The organism is Ruegeria pomeroyi DSS-3, assembly GCF_000011965.2.
GTDB classification, from domain to species: Bacteria; Pseudomonadota; Alphaproteobacteria; order Rhodobacterales; family Rhodobacteraceae; genus Ruegeria_B; species Ruegeria_B pomeroyi.
The window spans coordinates 2,055,214-2,080,912 of record NC_003911.12 but is presented as its reverse complement, the minus strand read 5'-3'; the positions used below and the strand labels follow the sequence as shown (position 1 = coordinate 2,080,912).

The following is a 25,699-nucleotide window of genomic DNA, read 5'->3' as shown; positions in this document are numbered from 1 at the left end:
TCTGCCTCCTTCTACCAGCGGCGTTCAAAGCGGCGGCGCAGGATCACGGCCAGCGTATTCATGGTTACGAGGAACACCAAGAGGATGATGATGCCCCCCCAGGCGCGTTCATAAAAGGCCGGGTCGGCCCGTTTCGCCCATTCATAGATCTGGGCGGGCATGGCCGAGTTCGGCGACAGCAGGCCAGCGGCGATCCCGTCGGGCGGGTTCGAGGCGATGAAGCCCACCATGCCGATCAGCAGCAAGGGCGCGGTTTCCCCCAGCGCCTGCGCCAGGCCGATGATGGTACCGGTCAGGATGCCGGGCGCGGCCAGCGGCAGCACGTGGTGGAACACCGCCTGCATCTTCGAGGCCCCGACCCCCAGCGCCGCATCGCGGATCGAGGGGGGCACCGATTTCAGCGAGGCGCGGGTCGAGATGATGATGGTCGGCAGGGTCATCAACGTCAGCACCAGACCGCCCACCAGCGGCGCCGACATCGGCAGGTGCATGTAGTTGATGAAGACCGCCAGACCCAGGATACCGAACACGATCGAAGGCACGGCGGCCAGGTTCGAGATGTTCACCTCGATCACGTCGGTCAGCCAGTTCTTGGGGGCAAATTCCTCGAGATAGATCGAGGCGGCCACACCGATGGGCAGCGCCAGCACCAGCACCACCAGCATCATGAACAGCGAGCCGACCATGGACACGCCCATGCCGGCGGCCTCGGGCCGCTGATCCGAGGCGTCAGAGCCGAGGATGAAATCGAGGTTGAAGGTCTTCCTGATCATGCCTGCCGCGATCAGCTGATCGACGAAATCCAGCTGTTCGGTGCTGATCGACTTGTCATTGGCGATGCTCTCGCGGGTGACGCGGCCCTTCAGATAGCCATCGACCCGCGAATTGGCCAGAAAGCGAAAGCTAACGGTCTGCCCGATCCGCTCGGGATCGGCGATGACATAGTCGCGCAGCTGGGCGGCGGCGCGTTTGGACAGGATGGCGGCCTGATCCTTGGGCTTCAGCGCGGTCTCGATCCCGGCCTTGTCCATGGCCGTTTCAAAGGCCGCGTTGATCAGCGGCGCATAGCCGAAGGTCGAGACTTTCTTGATCGCCTCGATATCACGGGTGCCCTTCTTGTCGAGCTTGCTTTCCAGCAGTTCCACATCCAGCGTCACAAAGGTCTGGGTATAGGCGCCGGTGCCGCGCGAGACGATGGTGAAGACCAGCACCGCCAGCATCATCAGGCCGATCAGGATGGCGCCCATGCCATAGGCGCGAAACCGGGCCTCGGCGCGATTGCGGCGGCGGGTGCGCGCATCCGGCGTCAACAGCGACGCGGCATGGCGGCGGCCGGGGGCGGCGTCGGGGGTAAGGTCGGTCATTCGTACTGCTCCCGGTATTTGCGCACGATATAGAGCGCCAGGACATTGAGCCCCAGCGTCAGGACAAACAGGGTGAGGCCCAGGGCAAAGGCCACCAGCGTTTCGGGGCTGGCGAAATCGGTATCCCCGGTCAGCTGGCTGACGATACGGGTGGTGATGGTGGTCATCGATTCCAGCGGGTTGAGCGAGAATTTGGCAATCGCCCCCGCGCCCATCACCACGATCATGGTCTCACCGATGGCACGTGACGCGGCCAGCAGGATGGCGCCCACGATGCCCGGCAGCGCGGCGGGCAGCACCACGCTGCGCACCGTTTCCGAGCGGGTCGCGCCCAGCCCCAGCGAGCCGTCGCGCATGGATTGGGGCACCGCGTTGATGATGTCGTCGCTCAGCGAGCTGACAAAGGGGATCAGCATGATGCCCATCACCACGCCCGCCGTCAGAACCGAGGTGGCACCCGCCATCCAGTTGACCCCCAGCGCGCCGCCATTGCCAAAGATATCGGCCAGCATCGGCCCCACCGTCAGCAGCGCGAACAGGCCATAGACGATGGTCGGGATACCGGCCAGGATTTCCAGCAGCGGCTTGGCGAAACTGCGGGTCGCCTTGCCGGCATATTCCGACAGATAGACCGCCGCGAACAGGCCGACCGGCACCGAGACCAGCAGCGCGATCAGCGAAATGAACAGCGTGCCCCAGAGCAGCGGCAGGATCGACAGCTCGCTGTCGCCCCGGAAGTTGGGGGCCCAGGTGCTGCCGAAGAAGAAGTCGCGCCAGTCGTGCAGGCCAAAGAAATTCGCGGTTTCGAACAGCATCGACAGCACGATGCCGATGGTGGTCAGGATGGCCAGCGAGGCGGCGAGGATCAGCAGCGCCAGAACCCCGCGTTCGACCACATTGCGGGCGCGGTAGTCGTGATGGGTGCGCATATAGGACCAGGCCAGCCCGGCCAGCGCCAGACCCGCCACCACGGCGCCCATCACCAGGGTGCCGGTGTGGCTGAGCGCGCGATAGGTTCGGGCGGCGGCCAGCACCTCGGGGCGCACGTCCGATCCCAGCGCCACCCCGACCTCGCCCAGACGGGCGCGGATGCCGGAACTGCCCGCCTTCAGCGCGCCAACCTCGGCCTCGCTCAGCGCGCCCTGGGCAACGGCGACGTCCAGCCCCTCGGCCACGCGGCGCACATCCGACATCACCAGATCGCGGGTCAGTTCGGCGGGAATGCTGTCTTCGGGGATCAGGCCCGAGACCCGGTTATCAATCAGCATCGGCTGCGCCAGAAGCCAGACCGCCAGCACGCCAAGCGCGGGGACCAGCCCGGTCAGGGCCACGTTCAGCCCGTAATAGACCGGCAGCGAATGCAGCTTGCGGGCGTCGCCACCGGCGGAACTCAGCGCCCGCGCGCGGCCGGCAAAGAATCCAAAGGTGGAAAGCAGGAGGAGGAACAGCACCAGCCAGAGGGTCGGCATCACACAGCGTCCGTCATCTGAGGATCAAAAGCCGGGGCGCGCGCAGACGCCCCGGCGGAGTTCACGATCGGGGGCGACCCTTACGAGTTGCCGCCGATGACCTTTTCGTCTGCCACGGCTTCCTGGGTCTTGGCCAGTTCCGGGTCCGACACCAGGCCGTATTCGGCCAGCGGGCCATCGGGGCCTGCGATCTCGTCAGCGATGAAGAACTCGGCATATTCCTTCAGGCCGGGGATCACGCCGATATGCGCCTTCTTGACGTAGAAGTAGAGCGGACGCGACACCGGGTATTCGCCGGTTGCGATCGACTCGGTCGAGGGAACGATGCCCGACATGGTCGCAACCTGCAGCTTGTCGGTGTTGTTCTCGTAGAAGGCCAGGCCAAAGACGCCGATGCCGTCCTTGTTGCTTTCGATGCGGGCCAGGGTCTCGGTATAGTCGCCGTCGATATCGACCGACACACCGTCGGTGCGCAGGGCGATACAGGCTTTCTCGGCGGCTTTCTTGTCGTCGCCATTGGCGGCCTTGAGCGCCTCGAAAGCGCCGGTGGCTTCACAGCCGGCCAGGATCACCTTGTCTTCGAACACTTCGCGAGTGCCGTGCTTTGTGCCCGGGATGAAGGCCTGGATCGGCTGCGCCGGGAAGGCGGCGTTCACGTCGGCCCAGGTGCTGTTGGGGTTGTCGACCAGCTGGCCGTCGACCATGATCTTGTCCGACAGCGCCAGGAACCAGTCGCTCGGGGTGAATTCGAACGTATTGCCGGCGATGTCGCTGGCAAACACGATGCCGTCATAACCGATGCGGACCTCGATGATGTCGGTCACGCCGTTTTCGGCACAGACGGCGACTTCCTTGTCCTTGATCTTGCGCGAGGCATTGGCGACGTCGATGGTGTTTTCGCCCACACCCTCGCAGAAGCGCTTGAGACCGGCGGACGAGCCGCCCGATTCCACCACGGGGGTCGGGAAGTCGAAGTTTTCGCCAAAGGCTTCGGCGACGATCGAGGCGTAGGGCAGAACGGTCGAGGACCCGGCCACCTGGACCTGATCGCGCGCGGCGGCAGCGGTGGCCGAAACAGCAGCAATTGCCAGGGCCGAAGCCGACAGTTTCACAAAGGACATTGCAGTCTCCTTGACAGCGGTAATCTAGCGATCATCCCCATGATGATCTCGGGCCGACTTCTAGGGGTCGTGCATGAGGCTTTTGTGACGGCTATGTAACAGGGATATGACAAAGCCCCGATTTGTGACGGCAAGTTTGCATGACAGCCATGTAAAGACAGCATGACAGCAGCGCGACACCGGCGATTGCCCGCCCCGCTTGCGCGGATCGGGCCCCGGATCGGCGTTACTTGGGCAGAATCACGGTAAAGGTGGTGCCGCTTCCCAGCGTGCTTTCCACCCGCATCCGGCCGCGATGGCGCGTGACGATATGCTTGACGATGGCCAGCCCCAGCCCGGTGCCGCCCTTCTGGCGCGAGCGGTGGTTGTCGGCGCGATAGAATCGCTCGGTCAGGCGCGGCAGATGCACGGCGTCGATGCCTGCCCCCTTGTCCGACACCTGGATGCGGGCGGCGGGGCCGCGCACCGCCGGGTCACGCTCAGCCTCGCTGAGGGTGACGCGCACCTCGCCGCCGCTGCCGCCATACTTGATCGCGTTCTCGATCAGGTTGGTCAGGACCTGGCGGATCTGGTCCTCGTCCCCGGGCACAATGACCGGGGTCTCGGGACCGGTGAAGTAAAGCTCGACCCCGGCCTCGGCCGCAAGCGGGCGCAGTGAATTGAGCGTCGAGGCGATCTGACCGGACAGATCCACCGCGCCTCGGGGTCGGACCCGCTCTTCGCTTTCGACCCGGTTGAGCGACAGCAGGTCCCCCACCAGCCGGTTCATCCGCCCGGCCTCCTGCTCCATGATGCCCAGAAACCGGTCCTGGGCGGCGGGATCGTTGCGCGCTGGGCCGCGCAGGGTTTCGATGAACCCCATGATTGCGGTCAGCGGCGTGCGCAGCTCGTGGCTGACATTGGCGACGAAATCGCGGCGCATCTGCCCGGCCTGTTCCATCGGGGTGACGTCGATAAAGCTGACCAGCACCGCGCCGCCCGCCACCGCGCCGATCCCGTTCACATAGCGGCAGGTCACCTCGAAGGTGGTATCCTGCGCCCCGTCATTGGCCAGATGGCGGCTGCGGCTGGACCCCTTGTCGCGCAGCGCCCGCTCGATCGCCTCGATCACCTGCGGCTGGCGCAGGATGGTGGCGTAATGGCGCCCGACGATCTGCTGTCCCAGCAGCGTCTGCGCCTCGGTATTGGCGGCGATGATCCGTTCGGCCTGATCGACCAGCAGCGCCGCCAGCGGCATGGCGGCCAGGAATTCGTGGTTCAGATCCTCGGGCATGGCGGCAATCCGGCGATCAACCCACCGCGATCATGCTGTCGCGGAACCGGCGCATGTTGTCCTGATAGTGCTTGGCGCTCCAGGCGATGCGGGCCACGGCGGCCTCGTCCAACTGGCGCACCACCTTGCCCGGCACCCCCATCACCAGCGAATTGTCGGGGATTTCCTTGTTCTCGGTGATCAGCGCCCCCGCCCCGATCAGGCAGTTGCGGCCGATCCTGGCGCCGTTCAGCACCGTCGCCCCCATGCCGATCAGCGAGTTTTCCCCGATCGTGCAGCCATGCAGCATGACCTTGTGGCCGATGGTGCAATTCGCCCCGATGGTCAGGGGATAGCCCGCGTCGATATGCATGACGCAGTTTTCCTGCACATTGCTGCCCTGCCCGATCCGGATCTCCTCGTGATCGGCGCGGATGGTGCAGCCGAACCAGACCGAGGCGCCCTCTTCCAGCACCACCTTGCCGATCAGGTTGGCATCGGGGGCGACCCAGGTGTCGGGATGGATTTCGGGGCGGTGCTCGCCCAGGGCATAGATGGTCATGACAGGTCCTCGAATTCACTTTGCAGCTTGCGCACATGTTCTTGCAGCGCCGGCTGCTGGATGCGGCGCATCCGCTCGGCGCTGACAATGGTTTTCAGCCGTTCCTCGGTGGCGTCCAGATCGTCGTTGATCAGGACATAATCGTAATAGCCCCAGTGGCTGATCTCGTCCCAACTTTTGAGCATCCGGCGCGAGATCACCTCGGCGCTGTCCTGGCCCCGGCTTTCCAGCCTGCGGCGCAGCTCCTTGATCGAGGGCGGCAGGATGAAGATCGACAGCGCGTGCTTGCCCAGATCCGAGTTGCGGATCTGGATCTCGCCCTGCCAGTCGACGTCGAACAGCACGTCCTGCCCGGCCTCGATCGTGTCGCGCACGGGGCCTGCGGGCGAGCCATAGAAATTGCCGAACACATGGGCATGTTCCAGCATCTCGCCGCGCCGCACCTGTCCCTTGAACTGGTCTTCGCTCAGAAAATAGTATTCGCGGCCATGTTCCTCGCCGGGCCGCGGGGCGCGGGTGGTGGCCGAGACCGAGAATTTCAGACCCGGATCCCAGCTCATCAACCGGCGGGCGAGCGTGGATTTCCCCGCGCCCGAGGGCGAGGAAAGAATGATCAAGAGGCCACGGCGGTCTGTCATCTGTCTTGCTTCCTGTCTTTATTCCACATTCTGGACCTGTTCGCGCATCTGGTCGATCACCGCTTTCAGCTCCAACCCTACCCCGGTCAGATCAGCGTTTTGTGACTTCGAACACAGAGTGTTCGCTTCCCGGTTGAATTCCTGCATCAGGAAATCCAGCTTGCGCCCCACCGCGCCGCCCTTGGCCAGCAGGTCGCGGGCGGCCTTGATATGGGCCTGCAGGCGGTCCAGTTCCTCGGTCACGTCGGCTTTGACGGCAAGCATGGCCAATTCCTGCGCCACCCGGTCGGGATCGGCGCCGTCCGTATTGTCCAGCACTCGGGCCAGATTGGCGCGCAGCGTCTCGGCCACCAGCGGTTTGCGCGCTTCAGCCAGCGCCGCCGCCTGCGCGGTCAGATCCGCGACACGGATCAGGTTGCCTTGCAGGATTTCGGCCAGTGCGGCTCCCTCGGTCTCGCGCATCTGCAGGAATGCGGCAATCAGCGGGCCCAGCTCGGCCTTCAGCCGCTTTACCAGCGGTGCCGGGTCGTCGCTGCCGCCACCCGCCTCCAGCACCCCGCGCAGCGCCAGAAGGTCCGCCGCGCGCGAGGGCGCCAGCGTCATGCCGCGCGTCATCGCCTGATCCTCGACCTCGGACAGCGCGTCCAGCACCGCCGACAGCGCGGCGGGGTTCAGCGCCAGCGCCGCGCCCTCTTCGCCCCGGGACAGCCGCAGGCTGAGCGTGACGCTGCCCCGACCCAGCGCCTTGCCCAGATCGGCGCGGATCGCGGTTTCCAACCCTTCCAGCCAATCGGGCACGCGCAGGCGCAGGTCCAGCCCCTTGGCATTGACGCTGCGCAGCTCCCAGCTCCAGCTGAATGGCGCCATCTCGCCGCGCGCCGAGGCAAAACCGGTCATGGATCTGATCATGGCTGCACTCTCCTATGTTGCGGACCCCGCCGGAAATACCCCCGCACCTAATGCCAAGCCCGCCCCTTGGGCAAGACCCGGCCGGATTTTCGTCAAGTTTTACGCAGTTAACCAATCGTTAAGGAATTGCTCCAAAATTGGGTCAACCCGTGGCAGGTTAACGTTTAGGTAACCTGTCTTAAGCTCCGTCCTTGTCCTGCAAGGCGCGAGCCAAGGCAGGGGAACGGCGAGCAACAGGGTAATGGTGATGAAGACTTTTTTTGGTGGCAGGTCCCGGGCAGATCGCGGGGACGGCGCGGGGAATGTGATCGCGATGGACCGGTTTCGCAGCGGGCGCACGGTGTCGCCGCTGCGTCAGGCCGAGGCCTATTGGTCGGCCCTGCGGGTGGGTGACGGGGTGCCGCGGCGCTCGGATATCGACCCTCGCGGGTTGGAGAACATCCTGGAATACACCTTTATACTGGAACGGATCGCGCCCGGTGTGGCCCGGTTCCGTCTGGCCGGCAGCCATCTGAGCGAGATGGCCGGGATGGAGGTTCGCGGCATGCCGTTGACGGCCTTTTTCACCGCCGCCGCCCGCTCCGAGATCGGCGCCACGCTGGAGCATGTGTTCGACACCCCCGCGATCTGCGAAATGTCGCTGCGCGCCGAGCGCCGCTTTACCGCGCCCCGGGTCGAGGCGCGGATGATCCTGCTGCCGTTGCAAAGCGATTTCGGCGATGTCAGCCGGGCGCTGGGTATCATGATCTCGGACGGGCCGCTGGGCACCGGCGGGCGCCGCTTCGAGATCTCGGAATCGGTGTTGCGCGACCTGCCCGAGGTTGCGCAACCCGACGCGGCCTCTGCCGCGCCCCAAGCCGCAGGCTTTGCCGCACCGCAAGCCGACTTCGTCAAGGGCAAGCCGCAGCTGCGTCTGGTCTCATCCGAGGAGTGAACGGCAAACGGCCCGGAGCATTCGCCCCGGGCCGCTGCCTGTCGTTTCCATCCGGACCTGTGCGGGCGGATCAGCCCGCCGCGCGGCGGCGCTGATCGGCGCGCAGCCGGGTCAGCTCCTCGGCCACGAGGAAGGCCAGTTCAAGTGACTGGCTGGCATTCAGCCGCGGATCGCAGGCGGTGTGATAGCGATCGCTCAGATCCTCGTCGGTCACCGCGCGTACGCCGCCGGTGCATTCGGTCACGTCCTGGCCGGTCATCTCGAAATGCACGCCGCCGGGCACGGTGCCTTCGGCCTGGTGCACGGCAAAGAAGTCGCGCACCTCGCGCAGCACCGATTCGAAGGGCCGGGTCTTGTAGCCCGAGGCCGACTTGATGGTGTTGCCATGCATCGGGTCGCAGACCCAGGTCACCTTGGCACCCTCCTCGCGCACCGCCTTGATCAGGCGCGGCAGGTGGTCACCCGCCTTGCCCGCGCCAAAGCGCGCGATCAGGGTCAGCCGGCCCTCTTCGTTCTCGGGGTTCAGCTTGGCCATCAGCACCTTGAGGTCTTCGGCGGTGGTGGTGGGGCCGCATTTCAACCCGATCGGGTTCAGCACACCGCGGCAGTATTCCACATGCGCGCCGTCCGGCTGCCGGGTACGGTCGCCGATCCAGATCATGTGGCCTGAGCCCGCCAGCCAGTTGCCCGAAGTCGAATCAAGCCGCGTCAGCGCCTCTTCATATTCCAGCAACAGCCCCTCGTGGCTGGTGTAGAATTCCACGGTCGAGAACTGATGCGTGGTGTCAGCAGTGATCCCGGCCGCGCCCATGAAGTCGATCGTGTCCTGAATGCGGTCGGCGATCTCGGAGTATTTCTGCACGTCCTGTTCGTCGGTAAAGCCCAGCGTCCAGGAATGCACCCGGTTCATGTCGGCGAAACCACCGGTCGAAAAGGCGCGCAACAGGTTCAGCGTCGCCGCCGCCTGGGTATAGGCCTGCAGCATCTTCTGCGGGTTGGGCATCCGGGCTTCGGGTGTAAAGGCCAGCTCGTTGATGATGTCACCGCGATAGCTGGGCAGCTCCACGCCATCCAGGACCTCGGTCGGCGCGCTGCGCGGCTTGGCGAACTGGCCGGCCATGCGGCCCACCTTGATCACCGGAACCTTGGCGCCGAAGGTCAGCACCATCGCCATCTGCAGCATCACCTTGAACGTGTCGCGGATGCCATCCGCGCTGAACTGGTCAAAGCTCTCGGCGCAATCGCCGCCCTGCAGCAGAAAGGCCTCGCCGCGCCCGGCTGCACCCAGATGCCGTTTCAGCCGCCGCGCCTCGCCGGCAAAGACAAGCGGAGGAAACTGGGAAAGCTGCGCCTCGACCCGGGCCAGTTCGGCCTGATCGGTATAGTCGGGCATCTGAACCCGCGGTTTCGCGCGCCAGTTCGATTTTTGCCACTCGCTCATCGCTCTCATCTCCGCAATGGTATTCACAGGGGGCCTCTATACAAAATGACCCGGGCAGAGACCATATCAGATTTGCGCCTCTTGACGTCGCAAACAAGCTCTGAGCAATGTGACGGATAGCCCAGCGCAGACGCCCCGGACGCGGCGTCACAATAGCCAAGGAACGCGCGCATGAAAGAGCAACGCCAAGTTGTCAGAGTGGAGAGCGGCCAGAAGAAGCCGCAGAGATTTGTCTTCGTCCTGCTCGACCAGTTCACCATGTTGTGTTTCGCCTGCGCGGTCGAGGCATTGCGCATCGCCAACCGCATGGCGGGCCAGCAATTGTATGAATGGTCGGTCGTGGGTGAAGGCGGGGCTTCGGCCACCTGTTCCAATGGCACCGTGTTCAAGCTTGACGGCGATCTGGAAGAGCTGCGGCGCGAGGATGTGGTCCTGGTCTGCGGCGGCATCGACGTGCAGAAGGCCACCACCAAGAAGGTGGTCGGCTGGCTGCGGCGCGAGGCGCGGCGCGGACCGGTCATCGGCGGGCTATGCACCGCGGGCTACACGCTGGCCAAGGCCGGGCTGCTGGATGGCAAGCGAGCCACGATCCACTGGGAGAATCAGGACAGTTTCGTCGAGGAATTCGAAGAGGTGACGCTGACCAAATCGGTCTTTGTCATCGACGGCGCGCGCATCACCACGGCGGGGGGCACCGCCTCGATCGACCTGATGCTGAAGCTGATCGCCAACACGCATGGCGAGGAGCTGGCCAACGCGGTCGCCGATCAGCTGATCTATTCCTCGATCCGCACCGATCAGGACACCCAGCGCCTGTCGACCCCCACCCGGATCGGCGTGCGCCACCCCAAGCTGAGCCAGGTCATCCAGATGATGGAGCGCAACATCGAAGAGCCGATCTCGCCCGCGCTGCTGGCCAAGGATGTGGGCATGTCCACCCGCCAGCTGGAACGGCTGTTCCGCCGCTATCTGAGCCGCAGCCCGAAACGCTATTACATGGAACTCAGGCTGCAAAAGGCGCGCAACCTGCTGATGCAGACCGATATGAGCGTCATCAATGTGGCGCTGGCCTGCGGCTTTGCCTCGCCCAGCCATTTCTCGAAATGCTACCGGGCGCATTACAACACCACCCCCTATCGCGAGCGCGGTGCGCAAAGCACCCGATTGTCGGTCTAGGCGGCGCTGGAACCTGCCCAAGATCGATGTCGGCGCTTGCTGTCGACAGGATCGAAAACATCGGGGGCAGGGTCAGATCCCGCACGCCCCCTTTGTGTTCATCAAACTCAGCTCAGGACGCAGGGCTGATCCTGTAAACCGCGCCCCGCCCCTCGGAGATGAACCAGATCGCGCCGTCCGGTGCTTCGACGATGTCGCGCAGGCGTTCGGTTTCGGGGCCTTCGATCCGCTCGGCCTCGCGCAGAGGGCTGCCGGTCAGGCGGACGATATGGTCGAACTTCAGGGAACCGACAAATATGTCGCCCTTCCACGCGGGCCAGAGCGTGCCGGAATAGACCAGCAGGCCCGAGGGGGCGATCGACGGATCCCAATGGAACTTCGGCTGTTCCATCCCTTCTTTGTGGGTGCCCTCGCCGATCCTGGCGCCCGAATAATGGCGGCCATATGAGATCACCGGCCAGCCGTAATTGGCACCGGGCCGGATCAGGTTCACCTCATCACCGCCGCGCGCGCCATGTTCCGAGGTCCAGAGCCGCCCCTGCGCATCCAGCCCCGCGCCCTGCGGATTGCGGTGGCCCAGAGACCAGACCTCGGGCCGGATACCGCTTTGCCCCACAAAGGGATTGTCGCTTGGGATGCGGCCATCCGGATGGATGCGGATCACCGAGCCTTGCGGGTTGCCCGGATCCTGCGCGCTGGCATCGGCGCCCCGGTCGCCCAGCGTGACAAAGAGTGTGCCATCCGCTGCCTCGACCACGCGGCTGCCGAAATGGCGGCCACCCTGTCCGCCTGGCGGCACCTCGTAGATGCGGCTGAGCCCGGTCAGGCGACGTTTGTCCTCGGACAGCCGCGCAACCGCCACCGCCGTGCCGGCGCCAACGCCCGGCTGCGGCTGCGCATAGGTGAGGTAAAGCCGCCGGCTGCTGGCGAAATCGCGGGCAAGGGTGACATCCAGCAAACCGCCCTGCCCCGCGACCCTTACCCGGGGCGTGCCCGACACCCGGACCCGCTGAGCACCGTTTACATAAAGCAGATCGCCACCCCGCTCGGTGACAAGAAACCCGGCCCCCGGCAGCGGCGCCACCGCCCAGGGCGAATCAAGCCCCTCGGCCATCATTTCGACCTTGAGCGGCCCGGCGCGCGATGACAGCTCGGCCCCGGCCCGATCCGAGGTCAGCAGCGCCGCCACCGTCAGAATCACGCAGCTGATCCGTGCGAATGTCATCCCGTTTCCTCCAGCCTACCCAGTCTCAACTCAAGACCACGACCAGCAGAACATCCATGATTTACGGCACCAAACCACTTTTTCGTTAGGACTTTTCTTTTGGCGACAGCTTGCCTAGGGTTTCGTCAGAACGATTACGTTCCAACAAGGGAGTAACACATGAAAAAGCTTCTCACGGCCACTGCGGCCTCTGCCCTGATGGCAAGCGCGGCCTTTGCCGGTGGTCATGCCAAAGAGGTGAAGATCGGCGTGATTCTGGGCTTCACCGGCCCGATCGAATCGCTGACCCCCTCGATGGCCGACGGCGCCGAGCTGGCGATGAAGGAAGTCACCGACTCGGGCCTGCTGCTGGATGGGGCCACCGTGACCTCGGTCCGCGCGGACTCGACCTGCGTTGACGCCGCCGCCGCCACCGCCGCCGCCGAGCGTCTGGTGACCTCGGACAAGGTTGACGGCATCATGGGCGCCGACTGTTCGGGCGTGACCGGTGCGATCCTGTCCAACGTCGCCGTCCCGAACGGCGTCGTGATGATCTCGCCCTCGGCCACCTCGCCGGCACTGTCGACCGCCGACGACAACGGCCTGTTCTTCCGCACCGCCCCGTCGGATGCCCGTCAGGGTGTCGTGATGACCGAAGTGCTGATGGAAGAAGGCATCAAGGAAGTCGCGCTGACCTATACCAACAACGACTATGGCAAGGGTCTGGCCGACAGCTTCCAGGCCGCATTCGAAGCGGCGGGCGGCACCGTGACCATCTCGGCCGCACATGAAGACGGCAAGGCCGACTATTCGGCCGAAGTGGGCGCGCTGGCGGCTGCCGGTGGCGACCGTCTGGTGGTTGCCGGTTACGTCGACCAGGGCGGTTCGGGCATCGTGCGCTCGGCCATCGACTCGGGCGCGTTCGACACCTTCCACTTCCCCGACGGCATGATCGGCGCCAAGCTCGAAGAGAACTTCGGCGACGAAATCGAAGGCTCGAGCGGCCAGCACCCCGGCACCGACAGCCCGGGCGTTGCCAAGTTCTCGGAAATGGTGGGCGGCGCGTTCGATTCCACCTCGCCCTTCACCCCGGAAGCCTATGATGCGGCAGCCCTGATCATGCTGGCCATGCAGGCGGCCAACTCCAAGGACTCGGGCGATTACAAGGATCACGTGATGCATGTGGCCAACGCACCGGGCGAGAAGATCTATCCCGGCGAACTGGCCAAGGCGCTGCAGATCATCAAGGACGGCGGCGAGGTCGACTATGTCGGCGCCACCGCGGTCGAGCTGATCGGACCCGGCGAAAGCGCCGGCAACTACCGCCAGATCACCATCGAAGGCGGCAAGATCACCACGGCCAAGTTCCGTTGATCGCCCTGCGATGAGATGACACAGAACAGCCCGGGCCTTGTGTCCGGGCTGTTTCAATGACAAAAGGCCGCACCTCTTTTCGGGGGATGAGGCAACAACCAACAAGGCCGCAAAACACAAAGCGGCCCCGGGGGAACACATGATCGTCGTCGAAGACGTGCACAAGCACTTCGGCGGTTTCCATGCTGTCGATGGTGCGACGCTGGAAATCACCAAGGGCTCTGTCACCGGTCTGATCGGACCGAACGGAGCCGGCAAAACCACCCTTTTCAACGTGATCGCCGGCGTCCTGCCGCCCACCAGCGGCAAGGTCACCATGGATGGCGAGGATATCACCGGCCTGCCGCCGCACGAGCTGTTCCACAAGGGGCTGCTCAGGACCTTTCAGATCGCGCATGAATTCAGCTCGATGACCTGTCGCGAGAACCTGATGATGGTGCCGGGCGGCCAGTCGGGCGAGGCCCTGTGGAACACCTGGTTCGGACGCAAGCGGATCGCGGACGAGGAACGCGCGCTGCGCGCCAAGGCCGACGAGGTGCTGGAATTCCTGACCATCGAACATCTGGCCGATCACAAGGCGGGCCAGGTCTCGGGTGGGCAGAAGAAGCTGCTGGAACTGGGCCGCACCATGATGGTGGACGCCAAGATCGTGTTCCTGGACGAGGTCGGCGCGGGCGTGAACCGGACCCTGCTGATGACCATCGCCGATACCATCCTGCGGCTCAACAAGGAACGCGGCTACACCTTTGTCGTGATCGAGCATGACATGGATTTCATCGGCAAGATCTGTGATCCCGTCATCTGCATGGCCGAGGGCCGGGTCCTGGCCCAGGGCACGCTGGACGAGATCAAGGCCAACGAGCATGTGATCGAGGCCTATCTGGGCACCGGCCTGAAGAACAAGGCACAGCTGGAGGCAGGCGCATGAGCGACAATCCCTATCAGGACGGTCGCGGCAACAAGGACGCCTCGATCACCAATACCAAGGGTATGGGCACCATGACCCCCGCCCATCGCAAGAGCGGCCCGACGACCAAGGTCGATGGCGGCCCCTTTCTGATCGGCGACACCATGACCGGCGGTTATGGCAAGGGCCCCGATATCCTGCATGACTGCACCATCGCGGTGAACCCGGGCGAGATCGCCGTGATCGTTGGCCCCAACGGCGCCGGCAAGTCGACCGCGATGAAGGCGGTGTTCGGCATGCTCGACGTGCGCTCGGGCTCGGTCCGGCTGGATGGTGAGGACATCACCAGGCTCACCCCGCAGGACCGGGTGGTCAAGGGCATGGGCTTTGTGCCCCAGACCAACAACATCTTCACCTCGATGACGGTCGAGGAGAACCTGGAAATGGGCGCCTTCATCCGCCGCGATGACATCCGCGAGACCATGGAGCAGGTCTATGACCTGTTCCCGATCCTGCGCGAGAAACGGTATCAGGCCGCCGGAGAGCTGTCGGGCGGCCAGCGCCAGCAGGTCGCCGTGGGCCGGGCTCTGATGACCAAGCCCAAGGTGCTGATGCTGGACGAACCCACCGCGGGCGTCAGCCCCATCGTGATGGACGAGTTGTTTGACCGCATCATCGAGGTCAGCCGTACCGGCCTGCCGATCCTGATGGTCGAGCAGAACGCCAAGCAGGCGCTGGCCATCGCCGACAAGGGATATGTGCTGGTTCAGGGCCGCAACGCCTTTACCGGCACCGGCAAGGAACTGCTCGAAGATCCCGAAGTCCGCAAATCCTTCCTGGGGGGCTGAGACATGGAAATCCTCAACGCCCTTGTGGCGCTTTCGAACTTTGTCCTGATCCCCGCGATCGCCTATGGCAGCCAGCTGGCGCTGGGCGCGCTGGGCGTCACGCTGATCTATGGCATCCTGCGGTTCTCGAACTTTGCGCATGGTGACACCATGGCCTTTGGCGCCATGATCACCGTGCTGGTGACCTGGTGGATGCAGTCGCATGGCATCAGCCTCGGGCCACTGCCCACCGCGCTTTTGGCCCTGCCCTTCGGCATCCTGGGCTGTATGGCGCTGGTGCTGGTCACCGACCGCGCGGTCTATCGCTTTTACCGCGAGCAAAAGGCGAAACCGGTGATCCTGGTCATCGTCTCGATGGGGGTGATGTTCATCATGAACGGGCTGGTGCGTTTCGTCATCGGCCCCAATGACCAGAACTTCGCCGATGGCACCCGGTTCCTGATCTCGGCCCGCGACTTCAAGAAGATGACCGGGCTGGACGAGGGGTTGGCGATCAAGACCACCCAGGCGCTGACCGTGGTTGTCGCGGTGATCTGCGTGGCGCTGCTGTTCTGGTTCCTGAACCGGACCCGCACCGGCAAATCCATGCGCGCCTATTCCGATAACGAGGATCTGGCGCTGCTCTCGGGAATCAACCCCGAAAGGGTGGTGATGTACACCTGGCTGATCGTCGCGGCGCTGGCCACCACGGCAGGGGTGCTTTACGGGCTCGACAAGAGCTTCAAGCCCTTCGTCTATTTCCAGCTGCTGCTGCCGATCTTCGCCTCGGCCATCGTCGGCGGTCTGGGCAGCCCGCTGGGCGCCATCGCCGGTGGCTTCGTCATCGCCTTTTCCGAGGTGACGGTGACCTATGCCTGGAAAAAGGTGCTGGGTTATCTCGCTCCCGAAGGAATGTCGCCTGACGGGTTGGTGCAGCTTCTGAGCACCGACTACAAATTCGCGGTCAGCTTCGTCATCCTGCTGATCGTGCTGCTGTTCAAGCCTACGGGCCTCTTCAAGGGGAAAGCGGTATGACCGAGACAGTGAAGAATACCGCCCTGTTCCTGGGCATCGCCGTCCTGGTTGCGATCACCGGTTTCATGCAAAGCTGGAACTCGGCCATCCTGATCGTCAACATGGGGCTGATCTCGGCCATCATGGCCATCGGGGTGAACCTGCAATGGGGCTTTGCCGGGCTCTTCAACGTGGGCATCATGGGCTTTGTCGCGCTGGGCGGTCTGGCCGTGGTGCTGGTGTCCGAGCCGCTCTCGCCCGAGGCGTGGAGCGCGGGCGGCTTCGGCATCGTGCTGGCGCTGCTGCTTGGCGCCGCCACCGTGGTGGCCGCCGTGCTGGTGGCCCGCCACATGCCCAAGGGACGCAGTCGCAACCTGGCCATGCTGGCGGTGCTGGTGCTGGGTTTCATCATCTATCGCGCGGTGTTTGACCCCAACGTTATGGCGGTCGAGGCGATCAACCCGGCAGCGGCGGGCAATATCGGCGGCCTGGGCCTGCCGGTGCTGCTGGCCTGGCCCGCCGGTGGCCTTCTGGCCGCGGGTGCCGCCTGGCTGATCGGCAAGACGGCGCTGGGCCTGCGTTCGGATTACCTGGCGATTGCCACGCTGGGCATCGCCGAGATCATCATCGCGGTGATGAAGAACGAGGACTGGCTGGCGCGCGGCGTCAAGAACGTGATCGGCCTGCCCCGCCCGGTTCCTTACGAGATCGACCTGCAAAACGATGCCGGCTTTGTCGAAAGCGCGGCCTCGCTGGGCATCGACCCGGTGACCGCCTCTACCCTCTATGTGAAACTGGGCTATTCGGTCCTGTTCATGGTGGTGCTGCTGATCCTTCTCTGGATGGCGCAGATGGCCCTGAAAAGCCCCTGGGGCCGGATGATGCGCGCCATCCGCGACAACGAGGTCGCGGCCGAGGCGATGGGCAAGGACGTTACCCGCCGGCATCTGCAAATCTTCGTGCTGGGATCGGCCGTCTGCGGTATCGCCGGGGCGATGATGACCACGCTCGACGGACAGCTGACACCGGGCACCTATCAGCCGCTGCGCTTCACCTTCCTGGTCTGGGTGATGGTGATCGTCGGTGGATCGGGCAACAATTTCGGCGCGGTGCTGGGCGCGATGCTGATCTGGTTTCTCTGGGTTCAGGTCGAACCTCTGGGCCTCTTCCTGATGCAGGTGATCACCAGCGGCATGGCCGAAGGCAGTGCGCTGAAATCGCACCTGATCGACAGCGCCGCCCATATGCGTCTGTTGACCATGGGGATCATCCTGCTCCTGGTGCTCAGGTTCAGCCCACGCGGGTTGATCCCGGAAAAGTAAATCCAAGAAAGGCCGCGCCCCACCCGGACGCGGCCTTTTTTGCAGCAAACCACGCCCAAGCGCCGATCTGCTTCTTTCTGGTTCGAAATACTCCGGGGGAGTCGCGCAGCGCGCGACGGGGGCAGCGCCCCCGCTCCGTCAGCGCCCCTTGAACAGGCTGCCCAGAATGCCGCGCACGATGCGCCGGCCGGTAGTGCCTTTCAGCTCCTTGATCACCGCCTCGCCCATGGCGCTGGTCAGCGTGTCCTCGCTGCGGCGCCGGCTGCTGGTCTGACGCGCGCTCGACCGGCCCACCCGGCTGCCGGAATAGCGCCGCGCCGAGTTGTACTCGCGCTCCCAGGGGCTGGCCTCCTCGGCGCGCTCCTCGGCCTGTTCGGCCTCTTTCGCGGCCTCCTCGGCCCGTTTCGCCAGAATCTCGAAGGCCGATTTGCGGTCCAGCGGCGTGTCGTATTTCCCCGCCATGTCCGAGGTGTTCAGGATCGCCTTGCGCTCGGCCGGAGTGATCGGACCCAGTTGCGACGAGGGCGGGCGGATCAGGGTGCGTTCCACCACCCCCGGCACGCCCTTTTTCATCAGCATCGAAGTCACCGCCTCGCCCACGCCCACCTCGCGGATCGCCTCTTCGGTGTCGAACGCGGGGTTCTCGCGATAGGTCTCGGCGGCCAGCCGCAGGTTCTTGCGGTCGCGTGCGGTAAAGGCGCGCAGCGCGTGCTGGATGCGGTTGCCCAGCTGACCCAGCACATCCTCGGGCACATCCGCCGGGTTCTGGGTGATGAAATAGACCCCCACCCCCTTGGACCGGATCAGGCGGGCCACCTGTTCGACCTTGTCCACCAGCGCCTTGGGCGCGTCATCAAACAGCAGATGCGCCTCGTCAAAGAAGAACACCAGTTTCGGCTTTTCGGGGTCGCCCACCTCGGGCAGTTCCTCGAACAGCTCGCTGAGCAGCCAGAGCAGGAAGGTCGAGTAGAGCCGCGGCGAGGCCATCAGCGTATCGGCGGCCAGGATGTTGACCATGCCGCGCCCCTGGTCATCGACCCGCATCATGTCGGCCAGATCCAGCGCCGGTTCGCCGAACAGGCGCGCGCCGCCCTGGTTCTCGATCACCAGCAGCCGGCGCTGAATCGCGCCCACCGAGGCGGTCGAGATATTGCCATAGCGCAGCGACAGCGATTTACCATTCTCGCCGATCCAGACCAGCAATGCCTGAAGATCCTTGAGATCGAGCAGCGGCAGCCCCTCTTCGTCCGAAAGGCGGAAGGCGATGTTCAGGATACCCTCCTGCGCCTCTGTCAGCTCCAGCAACTGCGACAGCAACAACGGCCCCATCTCGGCCACGGTGGTGCGCACCGGATGGCCCTGTTCGCCAAACAGATCCCAGAAGGTCACCGGACAGGCGCGATAGGCGTAATCGCTCAGGCCGATCTTTTCCGCGCGCGAGGTAAAGGCCGCGTGCAGCTTGTGATCGGGCGAACCGGGCTTGGCCATGCCCGACAGGTCGCCTTTGACATCGGCCAGAAACACCGGCACCCCGGCCTCGGCAAAGCCCTGGGCGAGGATTTGCAGCGTCACCGTCTTGCCGGTACCGGTGGCGCCCGCAATCAGCCCGTGTCGGTTGGCATATTTCAGGTCCAGCCCCTGCGCCACGCCGTAATCCGGGCCGCCGCCGCCCAGGAAAATCTTTCCATCCATTTGGTTTATGCCTCGATATTCATCGTCTCACCGCAACCATACAAAGTTAACCTTTGCCTGCGATAGTCCTTATTGTCCCTCAGGCGACTGGTGTCTGGGGGCACTTCCTCCCTGTCAGACTGGCCGTGCCTTCGGGCACGGCTTTTTTCTGACTCAACGGTCAAAAATCGAGCATCTCCAATCAATTGACGCCTTGAAGCGAAAAAACCTCTGATAGCTGTTGACCCGTTGCCACACCTCTCGTAACGTCTGCACACAATACTAAGTCGGCCGGTCCGACGGGGAGACAGATAAGAGGGAATCCGGGTAACACGGGTTCCCTTTTCACGTTTCGATCCGGCCTCATCAAATCGCCGCCGATGCGCTGCTTTGACCCTGACAGCGTCAGACAGTCGTGATAGACGAGGGCCGAGCAGCTCATCTTTTTGACGAGGCATTCATGACCAAGACCCTCATTTCCCTGTCCGCCGCCGCCCTGCTGGCGCTGACTGGCGCCGCGATGGCGCAGGATACCACCACCCAGACCGAAACCGCGCCTGCCCCCGCGCAGGAAGAACCGAAAACCGCGGATCAGCTTCTTGATCTGGGCACCCCCGCCGATGGCGCGCCCCAGTTGGGCCAGCGCTACTCGAAAGAGAAGATCGGCGATTGGGATATGGCCTGTATCAAGACCGAGGCCGAGACCGACCCCTGTTCGATGCTGCAGATCCTGACCGATGCCAAGGGGAACCCGATGGCCGAATTCTCGATGTTCCGACTCGAGGATGGCGGGGTCGCCGTGGCCGGGGCAACCGTGATCGTGCCGCTGGAAACCCTGCTGCCCGCTCAGTTGACCATCTCGATCGACGGGGCGCCGGGTAAGCGCTACAACTACTCGTTCTGCAACCCGATCGGCTGCGTTGCCCAGATCGGCCTGACCCAGACCGATATCGACGCGATGAAGAAGGGCGCCAAGGCCACCGTGTCGCTGGTTCCCGCACCTGCGCCCGATCAGACCGTGTCGCTGGATCTGTCGCTGAAAGGCTTCACCGCCAGTTATGACAAGGTGGATGTGGTCAGCAACAACTGATCCCTGCCAAAGACAGACAAAGGCCGCCGGTTCAATCGAACCCGGCGGCCTTTTCCTTTTTAAACAGTGGCTTGAGGATCAAACCTTGCGCAGGGCCAGAACCGCGTTCAACCCGCCAAAGGCAAAGGCGTTGCTGAGCGCCACATCCACCTTGGCCTCGCGCGCCTCGTTGGGGACCACGTCCAGTGCGCATTCGGGGTCAGGCTCTTCATAACCGATCGTGGGCGCGATCACCCAGTCGCGCAGCGCCATGATACAGGCCAGCAACTCCACCGCGCCGGTACCGCCGATCAGGTGGCCATGCATCGATTTGGTCGAGGAAATCATCAGGCTGTCGGCATGACGGCCGAACACATCGGCCACCGCGGCGCATTCGGTCTTGTCATTGGCCGCCGTTCCGGTGCCATGGGCGTTGATATAGCCGACCTCGCCCGGGTTGATGCGCGCATCGGCCAATGCCCCCGCCATCGCCCGCGCCGCCCCCTGTTTCGAGGGCATCACGATATCGGCCGCATCCGAGGACATGGCAAAACCCGCCACTTCGCACAGGATCTCGGCGCCGCGCGCCTTGGCATGTTCGTATTCTTCGAACACGAAGATACCGGCGCCCTCGCCCTGGACCATGCCGTTGCGGTTGGCGCTGAACGGGCGGCAAGCGTCCTTGGACATCACCCGCAGCCCTTCCCAGGCCTTGACCCCGCCAAAACACAGCATCGATTCCGAGCCGCCGGTGATCATCACCGGCGCCATGCCGCTGCGCACCATGGAAAAGGCCTGTGCCATCGCGTGATTCGACGAGGCGCAGGCGGTCGAGACGGTAAAGGACGGCCCCTTGAGGTTATGTTCCATCGACACATGGCTGGCGGCCGCGTTGTTCATCAGCTTGGGCACGACAAAGGGATGGACCCGGTTCTTGCCCTCTTCATAGACGGAGCGGTAATTCTCGTCCCAGGTGCTGACGCCGCCGCCGGCCGTGCCCAGCACCACCCCCGATTTCGCCGCCAGTTCACCGTGGAAGGCCAACCCGGCCTGGTCGATCGCCTCTTTGGCGGCGGTCAGGGTGAATTGGGTGAACCGGTCATAGAGAGACATCTGCTGGCGGTTGAACCGGCCTTCGGCCTCGAATCCGCGGACCTGGCCACCGATGCGGATGGCCAGCCGATCGACATCGCGAAACTCCAGTTCGCCGATGCCGCATTTCCCCTCGCGCATCGCGGTCAGCGTCTCGGGTACCGAGTGCCCCAGCGCGTTGATGGTGCCGGCCCCGGTGATAACGACCCGTTTCATGGGCGCGGTCAGACCTTTTCCGACACCAGTTTCTCGATGCCCGCGATAATCGCGGCCACGTTCGAGATGTCGAAATCGCTCTGGCTGGGTTCGTTGGCATTGAAGGGGATCGAGATGTCGAATTCCTCTTCGATGGCAAAGATGCTTTCCACAAGGCCCAGGCTGTCGATGCCCAGATCCTCAAGCGTGCTTTCGGGGCTGACGTCAGATGGCTCCAGCACGGCCTGCTCGGCGATGATGGCGATAACACGGTCGCTGATGCTCATGTCGATCCTCTGGGTTCTGTCTGGCGCTGATTTACTCGCTCGGTCCCGGTTTGGAAACCGCCTTTTTCAGCGCAGAAATGTCGCGCAGCAGACGGGGCAGCCGGCGCTGCGCCTTGTAGATCTCGGTATGCAGATCCATCTTCACCGCGGGATATCCCATGATCACCCGCCCCGCCGGCACGTTCGAAAGGATCTTGGAGCCGCCGCCCGCAATCACCCCGTCACCGATATAGATATTGTCGACCACCCCGGTCTGACCGCCCAGAACCACATTGTTGCCGATCTCGACCGAGCCCGACACGCCGGTCTGGCCACACAGCAGACAGTCGCGCCCGATGCGGGTGTTGTGGCCCACATGCACGAGGTTGTCGAGCTTGCTGCCATCGCCGATGCAGGTGTTGCGAATGGTTCCGTTATCGACGGTACAATTTGCACCGACCTCGACATCATCGCCGATCTCGACCGCGCCCAGCGAGTGGATGCGGGTCCAGGCCTGGGCCTTGGCTTCGCCCTGATCGCCCATCGTCTTGCGGGCATTCTCGGCGCCCGAGACCTCGGGGGTGACAAAGGAGAATCCGTCGCCACCGATCCGCGCACCGGGCTGGGCGATGAAACGTGCACCGATGGTGGCGCGGGCGCCAATGCTGACCATCTCGCGCAGCCAGGCGCCCTCACCCAGCACAGCATCCATGCCGATCACGCAATGCGGCCCAATCACCGAGCCGGCGCCGATCCTGGCCCGCGCGCCCACCACGGTGAGCGGACCAATGCTGACATCGGCGCCAATTTCCGCACTGGGGTCGATCACCGCCGAGGGGTGGATCCCCGATGCCACGCCCTGACCGGGGTCGAGCATGGCAGTCAGCCCGGCCATGGCCAGACGCGGGCGCGCGGCAAAGATCGCCGCCTCAAGCCCCATCGCCTGCCAGGCGGCACCGGGCCAAAGGATCGCGGCGCGTGCACCGCCCTTGGCCAGTGCCTCGGCATATTTCGGCGACATGGCCAGCGCCAGCTGGTCGTGCCCGGCATCGCCCGGTTCGGCCGCGCCCGTGACGGTCAGGTCAAGGTTGCCTGCGGCCTCGGCTCCGAGGGCCTTGGCGATCTGCGAAATGGAATAGCTCATCTGGGGCCTGCTTCTTGTGGTTGGCCCCGTGGATTTAACCCTGAACCGCGGTCAGAACCACCCCTGCCCGGCTGAGCGCCTCCCAAATCTTTGCGTCACGCCCGTAAACGTCACGGCGATAGCCCGCCTGCCCCCGGTCATCGACCACCGCCGTGCGATAGATGATGTGCACCGGAACATGGCGTTCCAGATCGACCTTGGTCTCGCGACCGGTGTTCAGCACGTTATGAAAGAAGGATTTCGGATCGGCCTCTTGCAGTGCCAGCAGCGCATAGGCAAATTCAAAGGGTTGCGCCAGGCGAATACAGCCATGCGAATAGGCCCGCACCTCGCGCGCGAACAGATCCTTTTGCGGCGTGTCATGCAGGTAAATGTTGTATTTGTTGGGGAACATGAACTTCACCAGCCCCAGCGCGTTGCTCTTGCCCGGCGGCTGGCGCATGGCAAAGGGAAAGCTGCGGCTGGAAAACTGGCTGAAATCCACAGCTCCGCGATTGACCTGACGGCCACGGCTGTCCGTGATTTCAAGATGCCGCACCGCATTCGGGTTTGCCCGCAGCTTCGGCAGATATTCCTTGGTGATGATCGAGCGCGGCACATACCAGCTCGGGTTGATCACCATATGCTCCATCTCATCCGAGAATTCAGGGCTGCGCCGATCGCTCACATTCTTGCCGATGACCGAGCGGGTTTCAAAGGTGACGCGGCCATGATCGACGATCTTGGCGGTGAAATCGGTCTGGTTGACCAGGATATGGCGCTCGCCACGATCGCGCGGCAGCCAGCGCTCGCGCTCCAGCGCCACGATCACCGATTTCAGCCGGTCGGCGACCGATTTGTTGATCTCGTCGAGCGTTCCGTCGCCTGCCACCCCATCGGCTTCGAGCCCATGCGCCAGCTGAAACGCCTGCACGGCCTTTTGCAGCGTTCCGTCATAACTGGCCACCGCGCTGCGATCCATGAATCCCATGGCGATCAGCCGGTTGCGCAGGGCCACGACCCGAGGACCGCCGTCACCCGGCGCCAGCTTGCCGCCAGCAACGGTCGGGCCCCAGCCACCGGTGGCCAGCGCCTGTTCCAGGTCCAGTTTCAGCTTCAGCAGGGCACGGTACTGGCTCGTATTCGGGGCCAGCATGCGCATATAGCGGCCGGGCTCGGCAGCCTGCAACTCGCTCAGATAGGCCTCGGCGCCGCGGCGCTCGACAACCCGGACCATACCGTCGTCGATCTGCGAGGGGGTCAGCAGCCCGGTTTGCAAGTCGCGGGCGAACCGGGCGAATTCGCGGCTCAGCGCCACCTCGACCAGACCCATGTCGCGGGTGGTGCGGGCGGCGGCCATCTGCGCCTTCAGCCCGTTGATGTCATAACGCCCCGCGGGCAGGCCGTGCACATCGGCCATGCTCAGTGCCTCGATCAGGGCAATGCGGCGGGCGGTGAATTCGGCCCCTTCGCCCGTCCAGACCGGCTGATAGCCGTTCTTGCGGTAAAAGGCGGCGACCCCGTCTTCACCATAACTCGCCTCGGCAACCGCCTGTTTATAGGCGGTAACCTGCGCATCTGCCGTACCGGGTGACGCCAACACCGCCACACCTGCAAGCAGCAGGGCTGTCAGCGTGAGACGAATGGCAGGGCGTTTGAGATGCGGCATGATGAGGTCCTGAGCAAATGCGGTTAACAACGTTCAATGACGTTAATCTGTACAGATCTTCAAGAAAAACAGGGGAAAATGTCCATTCACAATCGCATCAACGGATGACAAATCCGCTGGGCTGATGCGCGGATGCATCGCCTGAGGCCGCGCCCTGCCAGCGAATTGCTGCATGCGCATCACCTGTTTGGGCGAAAAACTGCCGAAAATTCCCCCTTGGATGACACATTCTGAAAGAAAACTTGGCGAACGAATCCCCCTGTGCCATACAAATGCGCAACCGGGGGATGGTTATTAACAATGTACACGTAACATCGTGTGCAGGCAGGACGACGTACGGGACGAAACAGTCACATGACTCAGAGCAACTCGACGGGCCTTACTCGGCGCGCACTTCTACGAGCCTTCACCGCAACAGCAGTGGCCGCTGCCCCTACCTACTCGATGGCAGCGGGGTTCCTGCGTGGTGGTGGCGATATCCGCCGCATCCGCATGTATTCGGGCCGCACCGGCGAGCGCATCGACATGGTGTACTGGATCGACGGCGACTACATCAAGGACGCGGTGAAAGAGATCAATTACTTCATGCGCGACTGGCGTGTGGATCAGGTCAAATCCATGGATCTGCGCACCGTCGACATCATGGCCGCCGCTCATAACCTGATGGATGTGAACGAGCCTTATATGCTGCTGTCGGGCTATCGCAGCCCGCAGACGAACGCCATGCTGCGCAGCCGCTCGCGCGGGGTGGCCCGCAACTCGCTGCACATGCAGGGCCAGGCGGCCGATCTGCGTTTGGCGTCGCGTTCGGTCAGCCAAATGGCCAATGCCGCGATCGCCTGTCGCGCCGGTGGCGTTGGCAAATACTACCGCTCGAATTTCGTGCATATGGATTGCGGCGAGGTCCGCTCCTGGGGCGGCTGACCGCCCCCCCCCCTCGTGCATCTGAATGCAGCCCCCCGTGCCGCCGGTCCGGGGGTTTTCTTTTGCCGCGCGGCACCGTCACGATGCCTGTCCGTCGCCGCGCCGTGATCGAGGCAAAGAGGACCCGATATCGGCAACCAGCCCAAGCAACGTCGCAAGGCGCAAAACACCCTTAC

23 protein-coding genes are annotated in these 25,699 nt (G+C 64.0%); 9 read left to right on the top strand and 14 right to left on the bottom strand.

The features are described 5' to 3' along the window. Positions 1-11: 11 nt before the first annotated feature. From pstA to SPO_RS09870, 7 genes are all read right to left on the bottom strand, one after another. Positions 12-1,364 (bottom strand): phosphate ABC transporter permease PstA, encoded by a 1,353-nt coding sequence (pstA, locus tag SPO_RS09900; RefSeq protein ID WP_011047681.1) that lies wholly within the window; start codon positions 1,362-1,364, stop codon positions 12-14. Next, on the bottom strand, positions 1,361-2,833 hold the full coding sequence (gene pstC / locus SPO_RS09895) for a phosphate ABC transporter permease subunit PstC (RefSeq protein WP_044028234.1): 1,473 nt from the start codon (positions 2,831-2,833) through the stop codon (positions 1,361-1,363). The genes pstA and pstC overlap by 4 nt, the downstream gene beginning before the upstream one ends. Positions 2,834-2,913: 80 nt before the next feature. Then, positions 2,914-3,954, bottom strand: a complete 1,041-nt coding sequence (locus SPO_RS09890) for a substrate-binding domain-containing protein (RefSeq protein ID WP_011047679.1) — start codon at positions 3,952-3,954, stop codon at positions 2,914-2,916. Between the two features lie 226 nt (positions 3,955-4,180). Then, positions 4,181-5,227, bottom strand: a complete 1,047-nt coding sequence (locus SPO_RS09885) for a sensor histidine kinase (RefSeq protein WP_011047678.1) — start codon at positions 5,225-5,227, stop codon at positions 4,181-4,183. 16 nt (positions 5,228-5,243) lie between these two features. Continuing rightward, positions 5,244-5,768, bottom strand: coding sequence for a gamma carbonic anhydrase family protein (locus SPO_RS09880; RefSeq protein ID WP_011047677.1), 525 nt, complete (start codon positions 5,766-5,768; stop codon positions 5,244-5,246). Next, positions 5,765-6,406, bottom strand: coding sequence for a guanylate kinase (gene gmk, locus SPO_RS09875; protein ID WP_011047676.1), 642 nt, complete (start codon positions 6,404-6,406; stop codon positions 5,765-5,767). Before gmk ends, SPO_RS09880 begins: the two co-directional genes overlap by 4 nt. 18 nt (positions 6,407-6,424) lie before the next feature. Continuing rightward, on the bottom strand, positions 6,425-7,315 hold the full coding sequence (locus SPO_RS09870) for a YicC/YloC family endoribonuclease (protein ID WP_011047675.1): 891 nt from the start codon (positions 7,313-7,315) through the stop codon (positions 6,425-6,427). A 247-nt stretch (positions 7,316-7,562) separates the two neighbouring features. Between SPO_RS09870 and SPO_RS09865 the strand changes: the two genes are divergently transcribed. After that, positions 7,563-8,249 (top strand): PAS domain-containing protein, encoded by a 687-nt coding sequence (locus SPO_RS09865; RefSeq protein WP_044029210.1) that lies wholly within the window; start codon positions 7,563-7,565, stop codon positions 8,247-8,249. Positions 8,250-8,319: 70 nt separating this feature from the next. On the opposite strand, the gene SPO_RS09860 is transcribed toward SPO_RS09865, so the two are convergent. Then, entirely contained in the window at positions 8,320-9,690 is a 1,371-nt protein-coding gene (locus tag SPO_RS09860) for a class II 3-deoxy-7-phosphoheptulonate synthase (RefSeq protein WP_044028232.1), read from the bottom strand. Positions 9,691-9,861: 171 nt separating this feature from the next. Between SPO_RS09860 and SPO_RS09855 the strand changes: the two genes are divergently transcribed. Then, positions 9,862-10,866, top strand: coding sequence for a GlxA family transcriptional regulator (locus tag SPO_RS09855; protein WP_044028230.1), 1,005 nt, complete (start codon positions 9,862-9,864; stop codon positions 10,864-10,866). 112 nt (positions 10,867-10,978) lie between these two features. Here SPO_RS09855 and SPO_RS09850 read toward each other — a convergent pair whose 3' ends face one another. Beyond that, positions 10,979-12,091 (bottom strand): PQQ-dependent sugar dehydrogenase, encoded by a 1,113-nt coding sequence (locus tag SPO_RS09850; protein ID WP_011047671.1) that lies wholly within the window; start codon positions 12,089-12,091, stop codon positions 10,979-10,981. Positions 12,092-12,250: 159 nt separating this feature from the next. Here SPO_RS09850 and SPO_RS09845 point away from each other — a divergent pair, with 159 nt between their 5' ends. From SPO_RS09845 to SPO_RS09825, 5 genes are all read left to right on the top strand, one after another. Next, positions 12,251-13,444 (top strand): ABC transporter substrate-binding protein, encoded by a 1,194-nt coding sequence (locus SPO_RS09845; protein WP_011047670.1) that lies wholly within the window; start codon positions 12,251-12,253, stop codon positions 13,442-13,444. 139 nt (positions 13,445-13,583) lie between these two features. Beyond that, positions 13,584-14,372 (top strand): ABC transporter ATP-binding protein, encoded by a 789-nt coding sequence (locus SPO_RS09840; protein WP_044029208.1) that lies wholly within the window; start codon positions 13,584-13,586, stop codon positions 14,370-14,372. Further along, positions 14,369-15,199 (top strand): ABC transporter ATP-binding protein, encoded by an 831-nt coding sequence (locus SPO_RS09835; RefSeq protein ID WP_011047668.1) that lies wholly within the window; start codon positions 14,369-14,371, stop codon positions 15,197-15,199. The genes SPO_RS09840 and SPO_RS09835 overlap by 4 nt, the downstream gene beginning before the upstream one ends. A 3-nt stretch (positions 15,200-15,202) precedes the next feature. Beyond that, positions 15,203-16,213, top strand: coding sequence for a branched-chain amino acid ABC transporter permease (locus SPO_RS09830; RefSeq protein WP_011047667.1), 1,011 nt, complete (start codon positions 15,203-15,205; stop codon positions 16,211-16,213). Beyond that, positions 16,210-17,514 (top strand): branched-chain amino acid ABC transporter permease, encoded by a 1,305-nt coding sequence (locus tag SPO_RS09825; protein ID WP_011047666.1) that lies wholly within the window; start codon positions 16,210-16,212, stop codon positions 17,512-17,514. The genes SPO_RS09830 and SPO_RS09825 overlap by 4 nt, the downstream gene beginning before the upstream one ends. Before the next feature lie 138 nt (positions 17,515-17,652). On the opposite strand, the gene SPO_RS09820 is transcribed toward SPO_RS09825, so the two are convergent. Then, positions 17,653-19,206: a helicase HerA-like domain-containing protein gene (locus SPO_RS09820; protein WP_011047665.1), complete on the bottom strand. Its 1,554-nt coding sequence runs from the start codon at positions 19,204-19,206 to the stop codon at positions 17,653-17,655. A gap of 439 nt (positions 19,207-19,645) precedes the next feature. Here SPO_RS09820 and SPO_RS09815 point away from each other — a divergent pair, with 439 nt between their 5' ends. Then, positions 19,646-20,275: an invasion associated locus B family protein gene (locus tag SPO_RS09815; RefSeq protein ID WP_044028228.1), complete on the top strand. Its 630-nt coding sequence runs from the start codon at positions 19,646-19,648 to the stop codon at positions 20,273-20,275. Positions 20,276-20,353: 78 nt separating this feature from the next. Here SPO_RS09815 and SPO_RS09810 read toward each other — a convergent pair whose 3' ends face one another. The 4 genes from SPO_RS09810 to SPO_RS09795 are packed head-to-tail and all read right to left on the bottom strand — an operon-like array spanning position 20,354 to position 24,599. After that, the gene (locus tag SPO_RS09810) at positions 20,354-21,562 is read right to left on the bottom strand and encodes a beta-ketoacyl-[acyl-carrier-protein] synthase family protein (protein WP_011047663.1); all 1,209 of its coding nucleotides are present in this window, start codon (positions 21,560-21,562) and stop codon (positions 20,354-20,356) included. 8 nt (positions 21,563-21,570) lie between these two features. Continuing rightward, positions 21,571-21,828, bottom strand: a complete 258-nt coding sequence (locus tag SPO_RS09805; protein ID WP_011047662.1) for an acyl carrier protein — start codon at positions 21,826-21,828, stop codon at positions 21,571-21,573. Positions 21,829-21,859: 31 nt separating this feature from the next. Beyond that, positions 21,860-22,951, bottom strand: a complete 1,092-nt coding sequence (lpxD, locus tag SPO_RS09800) for a UDP-3-O-(3-hydroxymyristoyl)glucosamine N-acyltransferase (RefSeq protein ID WP_011047661.1) — start codon at positions 22,949-22,951, stop codon at positions 21,860-21,862. A 34-nt stretch (positions 22,952-22,985) separates the two neighbouring features. Beyond that, positions 22,986-24,599 carry a L,D-transpeptidase family protein gene (locus SPO_RS09795; protein ID WP_011047660.1) on the bottom strand — a complete coding sequence of 538 codons (1,614 nt, stop codon included), beginning with the start codon at positions 24,597-24,599 and terminating at the stop codon, positions 22,986-22,988. Between the two features lie 354 nt (positions 24,600-24,953). Between SPO_RS09795 and SPO_RS09790 the strand changes: the two genes are divergently transcribed. Continuing rightward, on the top strand, positions 24,954-25,523 hold the full coding sequence (locus tag SPO_RS09790; RefSeq protein ID WP_044028226.1) for a YcbK family protein: 570 nt from the start codon (positions 24,954-24,956) through the stop codon (positions 25,521-25,523). The last annotated feature ends 176 nt before the right edge of the window (positions 25,524-25,699 follow it).